Here is a 14,333-nt window from a genome sequence, read left to right as displayed (position 1 = left end):
GCATGCTCCCGATTACATTTAGGTTACCTTGCCTCAGGGCCAATACGCGTTAAAGCAAACCGCCGAGATCCTGATTAATCGACGAGTTCCTGATTTAAAACAGGATTTCGTCGATTAATCAGGATCTCGGCGGGGAAAGAATTAGGACGCATCAGAGGGAACCCGTTCTAGGGAAAGAAAAGCCACCCCATCCTTGCTCAATGTCAACCGTAAAGGACGCGAAGATGCGCGTTGCAACAACCCAGCGCTCTCAAGCTCATCGATGTACTTTCGCGCTGTATTCTTTGACTTCGCGAGCACTCCTGCCAGAGTATCCCAATCAAGCCCCACAGAACCACCAAACAAAAATGCTTGCCCAAAAACAAAGAGAGAATCTATTGCACCTTTAGACAGATCCTCTGCCTCATCCATAAGAGTATTCACCCGCTGACTGAGAACCTCCATGAGCTCTTTTTTAGCGTTGAAGTCCTGAATCAAATGCAACTGTGCGTCTCTCAACAACTCCAGCATCACCTGAGCAAAAAGCGTCGCATCCCCACGGTTAAGATCATTCTCAACCTCCACGAAAGCCTTATAATATTTATCTTTTTGAGTATTAATGATGTGAGATAGTGTCAACACCGTATAGGAAGAAAAAACTGCTTGTAGCTGCACGCTGAGCAGGAACCTTCCAAAGCGACCGTTACCGTCGTAGAAGGGGTGCGTTGCCTCAAACATAAAATGAGAAACTAACCTTGACACAATGAACGGCACGTCATCAGCCGATAAATGATCAAACATCGCCTTAAGCTGGCCATCGATTTTCTCTTCATCTTTAGCACCAGCGTGAATGTTTTTGCCCGCCCCATCCCGAACCCCCACTGGTCCAGCCCTAAACAGCTTTCCGTCAGGAACATCATCAGGCTCTATCTCATCACCTAGAAGCTGATCATAAATATAACGTACCTGTTGGGCACTCTCAGGAGCCTCTATAGCCCCCTTCGATAGCTCAAGATAAAGCCGGGCAATTTCTCTGAATCGCTTATTTTCGGACGGTTCTGCCTGTAGAGCCTCCACAATTTCTCGGCGAGTGGAGCGAACCCCTTCGATTTCGTTGGTAGCACTAATTTCTTGAGTAATGAGGTCAAAAAGATAGCTACGCTGTGCAGCCACAGGAATATCGAAAGCCAGTAATTCTAGAGCACGCTCGTTTAAAAGCACCTGCTCTTGGATGTTTAACAGTTGCGGCGTCGCTACATAAAACAAGCGGTAGTCCCCCACCGTAAAGCTAGTTTCAAACCCGACCTCTCGACGTCGTCGTTCCTCAGCCTCGGCGACCTGAGCATCAAATTGATGAAAAACTGCTTTAAGGGTCTTATATTTCCTCATATTGCTACCCCTATCTCCCAAAAACCGACTGTTTTGTGGGTTAAGAGCTCATTCTACGCACTCTTTCTCACAAAAATGCCCATTTTTGTGTTTTAACTACACTGCCCACCGAATGGCGATGCACCTTAAAGCAAACCGCCGAGATCCTGATTAATCGACGAGTTCCTGTTTTAAATCAGGATTTCGTCGATTAATCAGGATCTCGGCGGGTAAAAAGCTAAAGCTTTAGCTCGTTACAGCCTCACGCAGTGTACGCACGGTCACCGACAGTACTGCCAGGCGCGGGGGTTGCCCATCGCCGAGGGCCTCCATCTTCTGCACCTGCTCGTACATGGCATCCACGCGGCCGGTGCGTACGGGGTTCTTGGCCACCCAAGCATCCAACAGGTCGCGAGCCTCTTCGGGGGTGTCCATGGACGCGTCCAGCCCCTGCTCGCGAACCACCTTGAGCGCGAGCGCAGCCGCAATCTCGTAGAGGTCGTCGCGCAGCGCCGAACGCGCCAGGGTTTCCCAGCGGTCGGTGCGTGGCAGACGCGAGGTGATGGTGAGTAGCGCGTCGATGCGGAAGCGGTCGTAGACCGCGAAGTAGAGGTGCGCCACCTGGTCGGCGTTGAGTCCGTGCACCTCTGAGATGCGCAGGACGTCCATGAGCGCGAAGGATTCGAAAGAGCGAATCCAGATAACCAGCAGCTCCTCGGGCAGGCCCCACTCTTCTGCACGGTCGCGCAGGGCGCGCACGCGGGTGCGGGTGTCTTCTGAGAGGTACTGCGGCAGGTTGGCACGCAAAGACTTGATGGGCGCAAAGCGCTCAATCATGCCTTCGATGGGTTTACCCACCACGACGGAACGCTCAGAAATAAACCAGCGCACCAGGCGGTCGAGCACACGCTGCCAGTCACGAATAACTGCCTGCCATGCATCCAGCGGGGTAGACGCGGGAAGGTCGCGGTGCAGCTGCGCTTCGAGCGAGATATCGAATGTTTCACGTGAAACAATGAACGCGCGGGCGATGGCATCCACCGACGCCCCGGTTTCTTCAATGACGCGGAAGACATGGGTGATACCGCCCAGGTTCACGATTTCGTTTGCGACCTGAGTGCAGATGATTTCACGGCGCAACGGGTGGGTTTCAAGGGCGTCACCAAAACGCTCAACCAGTGCCGGCGGGAAGTACTCGCGGAGCACTCCGCCGAGCCAGGGGTCATCGGCAAAGGTGGTCTTCTCAAGCTCGTGCGTGAGGTGGATCTTCACGTACGCCGCCAGAACGGACAGCTCGGGGCTGGTGAGCGTGACGCCGGTGGACGCGTAGCGGTCGCGGATTGCCTCGTCGCCGGGAATGAACTCAACGTCGCGGTTGAGGCCAGCGTTTTCTTCGAGGTCGTGGATGAGGCGAATGTAGGCCTCAACACCGGGCACTACACCCAGGCGCTCAGCCTGCAACAGCACGTTCTGCTCAACGTTGGTGCGTAGCACCTGAACACCGACGTCCTCGCGATGCGATTCGATGAAGGACGCGCGTTCGTCGGCAGACAGGCGTCCGGCAGCTACCAGGCGGTCTACGAGGATCTTGATGTTAACTTCACGGTCAGAAGTTTCCACACCTGCGGAATTATCGATAGCGTCGGTGTTAATCAGCACGCCAGCTTCAGCGGCTTCAATGCGGCCCAGCTGAGTGCAGCCGAGGTTGCCACCCTCGCCCACAATCTTGGCGCGGATTTCGCCGCCATTGATGCGCAGGCCATCGTTTGCCTTATCGCCTACCTCAGCGTTGGTTTCTACCGCAGCCTTCACATAGGTACCCACGCCGCCGTTGTAGACAAGGTCAACAGGTGCGCGCAGAATCGCCGAAATCAGCTCGGCTGGAGCCAGACGGGCAACACCCTCATCAATACCGAGTGCCTCACGAGCCTCGCGTGTGATGTCAATGAACTTAGCACCGCGGGAGTAGACGCCACCGCCAGCTGAAATCAGCTCACGGTTGTAGTCCTGCCACGATGAACGCGGGGTCTCATACAGGCGCACGCGCTCGTCGAAGGAGGTAGACGCATCCGGGTTGGGGTCGATGAAAATATCGCGGTGATCAAAGGCGGCAACCAGTCGGGTGGTGCGCGAGCGCATCATGCCGTTACCAAAGACGTCGCCGCTCATATCGCCAATTCCTACTGTGGTGAATTCTTCGCTCTGGCAGTCAATTCCCAACTCGGAGAAATGGCGCTTGACGGACTCCCAGGCGCCACGGGCGGTAATACCCATTGCCTTATGGTCATAGCCCACCGAGCCGCCAGATGCGAAAGCATCGCCCAGCCAGAAGCCATATTCCTCACTAATGGAATTAGCGGTATCAGAGAAGGACGCGGTGCCCTTATCAGCCGCAACCACCAGGTAGTAGTCATCGCCATCGCGGGCAACCACACGCGGGTTATGTACCACGGTTTCAGCACCGTCAGCCTCAATAGAGAGATTGTCGGTGACATCCAGAAGTGATGAGATGAAAATCTTGTAGGACTCGCGGCCTTCAGTCATCCACGCGTCGCGGTCAAGCGCCGGGTTAGGCAGGTGCTTGGGGTAGAAACCACCCTTGGCGCCGGTGGGAATAATGACCGAGTTCTTGACCATCTGAGCCTTGACCAGACCCAGAACTTCGGTGCGGAAGTCCTCGCGGCGGTCAGACCAGCGCAAGCCACCGCGCGCAACAGAACCGAAGCGCAAGTGCACGCCTTCCACACGTGGGGAATAAACGAAAATCTCGAATTTAGGACGCGGCAACGGCGCGAAATCAATAGATTCAGGATCAACTTTGAGCGCCAGTGAGTACTTGCCGAGGTACGCGTTCGTGCGCAGGGTTGCCCAAATAACGGTGCCCATTGAACGCAAGAAACGGTCAGCGTCCAGGGTGGGAACCTCGCTCAGGGTTGCCTCAAAATCAGCCCAGAGGGTCTCGCGCCCTTCTTCTCGTTCAGCATCGCTCAACGATAATTCCGGATTAAAGGAAATTTCGAAGAGTCGAGTCAGAATACCGGTGACCTGCGGGAATGCTAGCAGGGTGTCAGACATAAACTCCGGCGTGAAACCGCGGCCAAGCTGCACCAGGTAGTGGGTGTAAGCGCGCAAAATTGCCACCGACTGCCATGACAGCTGAGCGCTGAGAATCAGACGATCCAGCGAGTCAGACTCGCGAGCTCCCATCAAAAATGCGTTCAGGGAATCCTCATAGATACGCTCAACAGCTTCGGCGTCTACACCCTCGGGTAGCTGCGCACCGAAGTCATAGAGCAAGAAGCTGCGGCCGTCTGCAGGGGTAATCTCGTAGGGCTTCTGGTCGATGACCGTCAGGCCCATGTTCTGCATGACAGGCAGAAGCTCAGTCAGTGTGCGCTGCTGCGAGAGGTAAGTCTTCAGGCGGGTGACGCCGTCTTTTTCAACGATGCGAATCGCGGCGGGCTTGCCGGATTCCTCGCTGAGCGACTCAAAAATTGCAACGTCTTCAACAGCATCTGTTACCTCGTAGTCAGCGCGGTAGGTCATCGGCGCCGCCTCAGCCCAGTTCGATGACAGCGGGCGTCCACCATCGGTGTTCTCCAGCGCGACGCCGGTTGCCTCACCCCACGAGCGCACCGCCTGCTGCAGACGCTTTTCAATCTTGACAGCGTCCATAGGCGGAATAACGTTGGGGTTCGTCAGACGAATACGGAAGAAGAGACGAGCCAGCGACGAGGTCGACAGGCGCACCTCAAAATCAATGTTCTGCAGGTCAATTTCTTCGCGGAACACCCGCTCAAGACGCTGACGCACCTGAGTGTTGTAGCGATCGCGCGGCAAGAAGACGACGGCTGAGACAAAGCGGCCAAAATCGTCCGGACGCAAGAAAAGGCGGGTAGTGCGACGCTCTTCAAGGCCCATGATGCCGCGGAAAATCTCGGTCAGGCTATCAACATCGGAGTGCAACAGTTCAAGGCGCGGGTAGTCCTCAATGATGCCCGCCAGCGTCTTGTCGGAGTGTGAACCGGGGTGGAAGCCCAAGCGGCGGCGCACAATAGCCACGCGCTCACGCACCAGCGGGGTTTCGGACGCAGGTAGCGCGTAAGCCTGCAAGGAGAAAAGGCCGAGGATAACGTACTCACCGACGATATTGCCCTGCTCATCAAAATCACGAATACCGATGTAATCCAGGTAGTCGTGACGGTGAACAGTTGAGCGGGAATTCGCCTTGGTCATGTACATGGGCTTGGGGTCGCGCGCATTATCGCGTGCCAAACCGGTCAGCTCCACACCGTTACTCTCGGCAGAGTCCTCACCCGCACGCAAAATACCCAGGCCAGAACCGGGACGATCCACCAGAAGCATCGAGTCGGTGTTGCGCGTCAAATCGCGAGCCTTCACGCCCATAAAGAGGAAGTTACCGCGCGTCAACCAGCGCAAAAACTCCTGAACGGACGCCACACGCGCCGCGGGATCAACCTCAGAGTTATACACCCCCGAGTAATGCTCAGCGCCACCGAGAGTAATCTCCTGCAAAGAATTCATGTGCTCAGCAAGCTCACTCACGCGCTCAGCCATCTCAACCCGATCCTCGGACGCCACACGCACGTCTTCAAGAATCTCAGTGATCTCGCGCTTGAGCTGTTGCTGCGCATCAGCATCCAAAACAGAGCTCAAACGCACAGCAATCCATGACTCGATGCGCGCAGTACCGTCACCGACGGCATCCACAATCTTCAAACTCGGCAAAGCCACGGTATCGCCCGACGCTACAGGCTGCGCCAAACCGGTCCCCTTCAAACCCGTCAACGCACCGGACGCATCGCGCTGCACAATAAACGTCGGGTGAATCAGCGTTGCAATACCACTGTAATTAGCGGCAATCTGAGCGGTCACAGAACTGACCAAAAAGCTCATATCATCGGTAGCAATTAAAAGAGTAGTGGCACCCGCACTCTCCACAACATCAACAAGAGCCTGCCCCTGTCCGCGAACCTGAGCTAACTCGCGGTGCGCAGTTGCAAGAGCAGTGATGTCCTCCCTCGAAAGATCAGAAATTTCATCTGCCGAGCAGTGCAAAACATACTGGTTAATCCAGTCCTGTTCGCCTGACCACTCAGTGATTACGCCATTGTTATCGTGCAACGTCATGCCTTTCAACTGGTTCTCACGCCTTTGTGAGCTGTAAGTGCGCCGTGCGGGCGCGTTCTGTATAAGTCTAACGCGACTGCCTCGTAAACTACCAACTAAAAAGGCGGCTGATTTTACAGCTCACCAGCAGTCTATAAACAATGCCAGAAAGCGCAAAAAGTCCGCGCTACGAGGTTTGTTCATCAGGGTATAAGCCCTGCACAAGCACCACCGCAGTGGCACTCGTACAATAGATAAAATCATGAGCTTAAAACACGAGTCATTTCTGGTCGGCCTCATTGGCGAAGGCATCACCGCATCCCTCACCCCTCCCATGCACGAGAAAGAAGCTACCCACCACGGTCTGCGCTACCTCTACCGCCCCATCGACCTCACTGCGCTAGAGCTGGACCCCGCGTCCCTGCCCGCTCTTTTAGACTCCGCCGAGCTACTTGGTTTTAACGCTTTCAACATCACTCACCCCTGCAAACAGACCGTCATGGAACACCTCGACAAGGTCTCACCCGAAGCCGCCGCCCTCGGTGCGGTCAATTCCGTAGTGCTGCGGGAAGACGGCACGCGCTTTGGAGATAACACCGACTACTCCGGGTTCTTGACGGGCATGGCGTGGGGACTGCCGCATATCACCGCAAACTCAGGACGCCTCGACACCGTAATTCAGTTGGGAACCGGCGGAGCAGGCTCAGCAACCGCCTACGCACTGCTTAAAGCAGGTACCCGCGTCCTGCACCTAGTTGACCCCGATGTTCACCGGGCACGCGACAAAGCTGCAGACCTTCAAGCTCTCTTTCCCAACGCATCCGTACAAGCCGCCGGCGTTATGGACGTCGCCGGGCTGTTGCCGCAAGCCACCGGGCTGGTCAACGCATCCCCCGTTGGAATGCACATCCACCCCGGTGCACCGCTAGATTTATCTCTCGTGCACGCGGGGCTGTGGGTTGCCGATGTCATCTACCTACCACAAGAAACCCCGCTCATTGCGCACGCCCGAAAAGTCGGATGCGACGTCCTCCCCGGCGGCTACATGGCAGTGGGGCAAGCAGTGGATGCGCTACGACTTTTCGCCGGAATAGAGCCGGACGCGGCGCGCATGCGAGCGCACTTTGAATCCCTGATCGCCAACCGCGACGAAACTGCACTTTAACCCGGTTTTTACCCACAGCAGGTGGGTTAAAGTGCAGTCTCGGCGCGGGTAGTAAACTAAAACAATTCACCTCGCACCCTACGAATTCCCGCACGAAAGGCACCCGCACATGGCTCAAGATACCGGCATCAAAGAAAACGCCTACCTGTTGGCACGCACCTACGGCTGGGAACTGGAGTATAACGGCGGGTTAGAGCTCGACGGCGAGTTTGTGGATGACGCTGACCTCTCACGCACCTACACCGTGCAAGGCGTCCAACGCCGCTACGTGCTGAACCTCAGCTTCGCAGACACCACCGCCTACGGCTTCATGCTCATGGAAGAACCCGATCAGCCTGCCACCAGCACCCCGTCAGCTTTTGGCACGCAGGTGTTCGTGCCCGCATCCAGCGAGGGCGAGATGATTGCAGAACGTCACGGCTTCACATCGCCCGGAAAGATGGTCAGCGCAGCCGAGGATGCGCTGACGGCACTGATGAAGAAGGTTGGCTAACCCCTGGCGATTCGCTCACCGCAAGTACTTAAAGTCCCAGCGGATGAGCGCAACTCTAGGGGTTAGGTGTTACCGGTCAATCTCAGCCAGCGGCAGATGCGCGGTCTCACGCACGCGCGAAGCCACTAAGGCAACTAGCAGACCAACCACTGCCACGAAGGACGCCGGTCCCACCCATCCGGTCAGGTTTTCGCCGGACAGCGCGGTAGCAGCAGCCGGAGCCACGCCACCTGAGACCGCAAAACCAATCTGGGTGCCCAGCGCCAAACCCGTGACGCGCACGCGAGTGGGGAACATTTCGGCGTAGAAAGAGGGCCAAATGCCGTTCGCCATCGAGTAGAAACCACCGTGCATGAGTACGCCGCACAGGAAGATTCCCAGCACGCTACCGGAGTGAATGGACCATAGGTAGGGCACCATCATGAAGGACGCCAGCAGCGCACCGCCGATGAAGACCGGCTTGCGTCCTACCCTGTCTGACAGACGCGCAAACAGCGGAATGGCGAGCAGCCCTAAACCGTTGGATGCGACGGGCACCCACAGCATCATGCCGCGATCAAGCCCGATGCCGTTGGTCGCGTAGGAAAGCGCGAAGGTTGTGAACACCATGTTGACGGTGTTGACCATGGCGCACAGCGCAACGGTGAGAACAGCGGTCTTGTGCGCTGAAAAAACGTCGCGCAGCGGGGTGGTCTTTTTAACCTGAACCTGCTGCATTGCCTGGGTGAAAGCGGGCGGCTCTTCAAGACGTCGACGAATCAACCATGCCGCAACCACCACAACCGCCGAAAGCCAAAAAGGCACACGCCAGCCCCAGCTGAAAAGCTGATCCTCAGGCAGTGCCGCGAAAGGAATAAACACAGCGGTCGCAAGCAAGGAGCCAAACTGCGTGCCCTGCAGCGTCCAGCTGGTGGTGAAAGCGCGGGATTTATCGTTGGCGTGTTCTAGCGACATTGAAATCGCGGACGCCTGCTCCCCCGAGGCTGACAGGCCCTGAAGGACGCGGCACGCCACCAGCAAGATAGGCGCCCAGATTCCGGCGGTGTCGTAGGTGGGCAGGCATCCGATAGCGAAGGTCGCAAAACCCATCATGAACAGCGTCAGCATGAGCACGAACTTACGTCCGAATCTATCGCCGAGAGGCCCCATAATCATTGCACCCAGCGGACGCACCACGTATGCAACGCCCACCGCCACCATGGACTTGAGGGTCGCTGCCGCGGGTGAATCGCCCGGGAAGAAAATGTGGTTGAGAACCACAGCCGCCGCCGTGCCGTACACGGCAAAGTCATAATATTCGAGGGCAGACCCAATCCAGCTCGCCCACGCAGCACGGCGTGGATGTTTAGCGGGGGCTGAAAGCGTCTGAGACATACCCTGTTCCTCTTCTGTTGCACCGCTGTGAAGGGGATGCGGCGGCAAAAGTTATTGAGTCAGTCTAAAAACCCGCGCGGGGCTAGTCAAAATATGAACAAGAAATAGTCATTATGTGACCGATTCGCTGACATAAACGGGTTTTCTTGCCTGAAAAACCGGGTGCAGGGTGAGAACTAGATCCCGTACATCTTTTTGATGTAGGCGCCGTAGAGCTTTTTATAGAGTGCCGGCGAGACTTTGAGGAGGACCGCCGCGGCACCAAAAACAACGGAAGGTGCACGGAAGACGTTGAGGATTTGAGCCCACGATATTTCACGGCGGCACTGCTTAATGACGCGGTTGCCTTCCTCAGTGCCAGCAACCAGTGCCTGCTGCGCCGTGTTCAAGAAAGTGAGCACCCACGAAACGTCGTAGGCTCGTTTACCTTCAGCGGTTTGCACGACCGCCCCGGCAGCGTCCTTCATGTGAGCCATGAGCGCGCGACTTTCAGCAACCGGGGTGATCTTGCCCCAGGTCAGACCGCCAGCATCCACGGTGTAGTTGTACAGGGCGTCCTTGATGAGCTTTACACTGCGCGCCTGCGCGTAGGCACCGGCGACAACTACCTGGTCTTCAGCGCGGTGAATATCCTCGGGAAAACGCAGGTTTTTAAAGAGGGACGCGCGGAAGATCTTGTCCCACACATACGGGGTGAACTTGTCTTTGAGCAGGGTAGTCAGCGCTTCATCGCCGCTATAGACGCCGGGCTCACCGCGGCGACGCTCACGGTTTTTACCACCGGCATCAATCAGGGTGTGCGCGCACGCCACCACGTCAATATTTTCTGCACCGCTGTCAGCACCTGCTGCCGCGTGCATGGTTGCCAGAAAATCCGGGGCAAACGCATCGTCCGAGTCGAGGAAGGCAACCCACTGCCCGCGCATATTATCGAGCCCCTGATTACGCACCGCAGACACCCCCTTATTCACGGGGTTATCAAACACGCGCACACGCTCATCGGGGTGCGCCGCCAGAAAATCAGCGATGCGCGCGGACGAATCATCGGGCGAAGCGTCAATCATCACTAACAGCTCAAAATCGGTGTCAGTCTGCGCCAGCACCGACTCAATCGACGCCACAACGCGGGTGCCTGTGTTGTAAACCGGCATAATAATTGATGTACGCGGGGTGCTCATATAACCTCACTTAGCAGGTAGTATCAAGGCAATCATAACCGTCAGAAGGAATACCGAAACTGTGACTTCGCCACGAACTTCGATCATCATGCCCGTCTATAACACGGCAAACTCTGTAGTTACCGCTATTGAAAGCGTTTTAAAACAAACTGATTTAGACTTTGAACTACTTATTATTAATGATCACTCTCCTGACAATGCAGATGAAGTCATTAAAAAATATCTCGAAATTACCCCTGACAATCGTATTCGCTACATCACGAACCACAAAAACTTAGGATTAGCTGCTACGCGTAATCGCGGTATGAAAATCGCACGGGGTCAATGGCTCGCTTTTATTGACTCTGACGATGCCTACAAACCTAGTTTTTTAGAAACCCTGCATGCATCTGCCACCGATGACATAGATATTGTTGCATGCGGTCTTGAAACCGTCTACGAAGATGGGACGCGCAAGCCTCGCCCGGGAAAACTCAAAGGTTCTTTCACAGGTAGAGAAGCGATGATTGCTCTGATGCGCGATGAACTAACACCCTATGCTTGTAACAAAATTTTCCGGAAAAGTGCAGTAGGCAGCCAAGAATTTCCGCTCATCAATCGTGTAGAAGACGCAGGCTTTTCGATCGCTGTCTATAAAACTGCGCGGTACGTGAAAGAAATCGAGGATCGCCTCTACCTCTACACCGTTAACCCCCTGTCGATTACATGGGGTTCAACTCCACCGATAACTGAGATGAACCGTTTTATGGATTATCTTAAAGACACCACCGGTGCTCACGAAGGTGACGAAGAGGAGCAGAATGCTTTGGCTGTTTCTTGGGTACTCACCTATTTAAATGGAGCACAGAGCGCCTTGCGGCTAAATCCGGAGACTTCAGGCAGTTATCTAGGTGAATGCCGAAAGGCTCTGCGCTTTCCGATTATCCAACGGGCTATTAAATCGGGCTCAATGTACGGCGTAGCCGCGGTACTTTTGAAAGTATCACCATGGATTTACCGCAAGGTCTACGGGCTCTACATCAAGAGAACGTACGGGCTGTAAATAACCCGCACTCAAAGGAGGCTCTTTTCTTCACCGAAGGAGCCTCCTTTTATATGCCTTCTCAGCAATAAGGTTTATTTACAAGCGCCTAGAAGTTCTACCCAAACGCAGCGGGCGGCAAACAATCCTTCTCGCCGGTTAGCTTCGCTCACTAGGTGATTTATGCGTCAGTTCTGAGCCCAAAGATTTACTTCCTCGCATGCTCGGAATCTTTGCACTCAGCCGAGCCAGTTTGCCACCCGCTATATTTGTCTCGAGGCGCTCCTATGGATAAACCTCAACAAGCGCACTATGGCGCGAACGCACAACGGATTTGATGCCTGCAAGGTGCACCATAAAGCCGATGAGAGGCCCGGTATACAAAGAAATCAATGCCCGCGTAATGACGTCAAAGGGCAGGATAAACAAGAGAGCAATAGAAATTACTGCAGCCACTGCCCAGCCCAGAACATATACTCGGTGAGCATTTAGCGCGAGAGAAGCAGTGCCCGTCAAAACAATAAGCGCCAAGATAGCAGACGCAAAAGTCAGCAGCCCCAGCAACCACCCATGCACAATATCCTCATAAACAACCTGTTTGAGTTCAGAGTTAGGCGCATAAATTAGCGTAAACAGCCAAGGACCCACGAGAGCTGCCAATAAACCACCCACAGCACCTACCGCTAAGAACAAAATGGAAGGCTTAACGAGTGCTGCAATCGGACGATGCTGCTGTTTTAAGAAAGCCGCAATCGCAACGCCTTGAAATGCCTGAAGAGGCATCATGATAGGCGAACGACAGATAGAAATCATCAGCACTAGAACCGCGACCAAAATTTTAGAGTACTCTGAGCTCTCGCCACGAGTACTAGATTCCAGAAACAGAGGAAAGCCCACCACCAGAACGGAGTATGCGATGGAAGACCCCATCGCCAAGAGAATATTGCGGCTAAGCTTCTTCGCTCCTACATCCGCACGAGCGCCCAACGCTCGACGCGCGTCCTTGAAAAGTAGTGAGCAAACAACCCACACAAAAATAGGGCTAACAACAGCAACTTCAAGACCGATGAGACTTCCTGAAATCAGGGCAACAGCTGCCATAGCGACCAGACGCCACACAGCCTCACCACCAGAAATACCGGCGAAGAGATACCAAGATTTTTGCGCTGCAGCACTGCCTGTCATTGATGGTTGAACAGCATAAAAAATAACGCTCACAGCAATGAGAAAAACACCGATTACTGGAGCTGTTTTCATCTTGTCAGGTGCCCACACCGGAGAAGAAAGGGCTGTAAGAGCAGCTAACACAATGCCAAAGCTGACCGCCACACTAACTACTCGAGCTCCATTGGAAACCTTCCGCAGCCGCGCGTTACCTACCGCGCGTGTTACCTCTTGCTGAAGGCTACCGATAATGCCGTAGACCAGGAACAGAGCAGACCAGAACATTAGGAACTCATTGAGTTCCTCGCCCCCCAGTACCCTATTCGCAATAAAGGTAGTAATGAAAACAGATGCTGCCGCGATGATTGAGCTCAGCAAGATTGTCATCGACTGCGCTTTTGTGATGGTGGGGGAATCATCAACCACCAGGTTTTTCTGAGTATCAGCCACAGGTTCCTACCATTTCTGCGCCCTTATCGAGCTTTTATATACTGCAGGTGCAATATTCGTCCTACATAAAAGCGGCTGACCGTCTTACCCACGTTGGGCAAGTCGCTCAGCCGCTTCGCTGCATCAAAACTTACTTGACGATGTGGTTTGCGAGGTTCTTCACGCCGTTCCACTTCTTTGCCATTGCTGCCTTGGGAAGGAGGGTTGCTGCGTGCATGCGTGATGAGAAGTGCAGGCGAGCGACCTTAGCTGCCTTGTTCCAGCCGCGTGCTTCCATCTCGCGCGCGATGGTTTCAAAGTAGGTGCGTTCCTCGTCAAAGCGGGTTCCTTCAAGAGCGCGCCATGATGAGTCGGATGCCTTGTGACGGCGGTACATGAAAGCGACGGCTTCGTCGTAGTACAGTGACCCGCCGTGCGCTGCAACGTCCAGCACCAGAGCCATATCCTGAACAACGTTCAGACCCTCGCGGAAGCCCAGACCAACGATGGTCTCTGCTCGCCAGCCCAGTGAGGGGAAGTAGAGCCAGTCACCGCGCAGAATTGAAACAGCAAGGTCTTCGCCGGAAAGCTCGGTGGTGCCGTTGGGGCGGTAGTACGCCTTGGTCTTCTCTACCAGGGTGTTGGAGAGGGCGTTGTTCTCGTCAATGACAACACAGCCGGGCTGGAAAATCTTAGCCTGCGGGTGTGCTTCTGCTGCCTGCACAAACCACTCAACGTAGTTAGGGAGCATGACGTCATCGGCACCCATCACGGTCACAAGCTCGTTCTCAACGAAGGTCAGAGCCTTGGTGTAGTTACCGTTTGCGCCCAAGTTCTTCTCATTGCGCATGTAGGTGATGCGCTCATCGTTCAGGGACTCAAACCAGCCGGGAATGGAGTCATCGGGGTAGCCGTCGTCCACAACAATCAGACGCCAGTCCGGGTTGGTCTGACCCAGCACAGAGTGAACTGCCTGCTTCATGAAGTCAACGTCGCCGTAGTACGGGAAAAGAATATCGACGGTCAAGAGAT

Annotated in this window: 9 protein-coding genes; 3 read left to right on the top strand and 6 right to left on the bottom strand. The window is 55.0% G+C overall.

From position 1 onward, the window contains the following. Positions 1-141: 141 nt before the first annotated feature. Together HF984_RS08410 and HF984_RS08405 are read right to left on the bottom strand one after the other, a co-directional pair. Positions 142-1,368: a Fic family protein gene (locus HF984_RS08410; RefSeq protein WP_168615234.1), complete on the bottom strand. Its 1,227-nt coding sequence runs from the start codon at positions 1,366-1,368 to the stop codon at positions 142-144. A 225-nt stretch (positions 1,369-1,593) separates the two neighbouring features. Then, positions 1,594-6,498, bottom strand: a complete 4,905-nt coding sequence (locus tag HF984_RS08405; protein ID WP_168615233.1) for an NAD-glutamate dehydrogenase — start codon at positions 6,496-6,498, stop codon at positions 1,594-1,596. Between the two features lie 241 nt (positions 6,499-6,739). On the opposite strand from HF984_RS08405, the gene HF984_RS08400 reads away from it, so the two are divergent. Both HF984_RS08400 and HF984_RS08395 read left to right on the top strand, forming a co-directional pair. Next, positions 6,740-7,642 (top strand): shikimate dehydrogenase, encoded by a 903-nt coding sequence (locus tag HF984_RS08400; protein ID WP_168615232.1) that lies wholly within the window; start codon positions 6,740-6,742, stop codon positions 7,640-7,642. 109 nt (positions 7,643-7,751) lie between these two features. Next, entirely contained in the window at positions 7,752-8,135 is a 384-nt protein-coding gene (locus tag HF984_RS08395; RefSeq protein WP_168615231.1) for a hypothetical protein, read from the top strand. Between the two features lie 69 nt (positions 8,136-8,204). Here the strand turns inward: HF984_RS08395 and HF984_RS08390 are convergent, their stop codons facing one another. Together HF984_RS08390 and HF984_RS08385 are read right to left on the bottom strand one after the other, a co-directional pair. Beyond that, on the bottom strand, positions 8,205-9,509 hold the full coding sequence (locus HF984_RS08390; protein ID WP_168615230.1) for an MFS transporter: 1,305 nt from the start codon (positions 9,507-9,509) through the stop codon (positions 8,205-8,207). Positions 9,510-9,685: 176 nt separating this feature from the next. Beyond that, positions 9,686-10,687: a glycosyltransferase family 2 protein gene (locus HF984_RS08385; RefSeq protein WP_168615229.1), complete on the bottom strand. Its 1,002-nt coding sequence runs from the start codon at positions 10,685-10,687 to the stop codon at positions 9,686-9,688. A 61-nt stretch (positions 10,688-10,748) separates the two neighbouring features. On the opposite strand from HF984_RS08385, the gene HF984_RS08380 reads away from it, so the two are divergent. Next, positions 10,749-11,729 (top strand): glycosyltransferase, encoded by a 981-nt coding sequence (locus tag HF984_RS08380; protein WP_168615228.1) that lies wholly within the window; start codon positions 10,749-10,751, stop codon positions 11,727-11,729. Positions 11,730-11,993: 264 nt separating this feature from the next. Here HF984_RS08380 and HF984_RS08375 read toward each other — a convergent pair whose 3' ends face one another. Together HF984_RS08375 and HF984_RS08370 are read right to left on the bottom strand one after the other, a co-directional pair. Continuing rightward, complete coding sequence (locus tag HF984_RS08375) at positions 11,994-13,322, bottom strand: polysaccharide biosynthesis protein (protein ID WP_168615227.1); 1,329 nt, start codon at positions 13,320-13,322, stop codon at positions 11,994-11,996. A 130-nt stretch (positions 13,323-13,452) separates the two neighbouring features. Then, on the bottom strand, positions 13,453-14,328 hold the full coding sequence (locus HF984_RS08370; RefSeq protein ID WP_168615226.1) for a glycosyltransferase family 2 protein: 876 nt from the start codon (positions 14,326-14,328) through the stop codon (positions 13,453-13,455). Between the last annotated feature and the right edge of the window lie 5 nt (positions 14,329-14,333).

This window comes from Rothia terrae, from assembly GCF_012396615.1.
GTDB classification, from domain to species: domain Bacteria; phylum Actinomycetota; class Actinomycetes; order Actinomycetales; family Micrococcaceae; genus Rothia; species Rothia terrae.
The sequence above is the reverse complement of the archived record's forward strand: the minus strand, read 5'-3'. Positions and strand labels throughout refer to the sequence as shown.

What these genes read in the sequence shown, in the direction of transcription:
- HF984_RS08410 (WP_168615234.1), bottom strand. Translation starts at nt 1,368, where the DNA reads ATGAGGAAATATAAGACCCTTAAAGCAGTTTTTCATCAATTTGATGCT.
- HF984_RS08395 (WP_168615231.1), top strand. Translation starts at nt 7,752, where the DNA reads ATGGCTCAAGATACCGGCATCAAAGAAAACGCCTACCTGTTGGCACGC.
- HF984_RS08400 (WP_168615232.1), top strand. Translation starts at nt 6,740, where the DNA reads ATGAGCTTAAAACACGAGTCATTTCTGGTCGGCCTCATTGGCGAAGGC.
- HF984_RS08405 (WP_168615233.1), bottom strand. Translation starts at nt 6,498, where the DNA reads ATGACGTTGCACGATAACAATGGCGTAATCACTGAGTGGTCAGGCGAA.
- HF984_RS08390 (WP_168615230.1), bottom strand. Translation starts at nt 9,509, where the DNA reads ATGTCTCAGACGCTTTCAGCCCCCGCTAAACATCCACGCCGTGCTGCG.
- HF984_RS08385 (WP_168615229.1), bottom strand. Translation starts at nt 10,687, where the DNA reads ATGAGCACCCCGCGTACATCAATTATTATGCCGGTTTACAACACAGGC.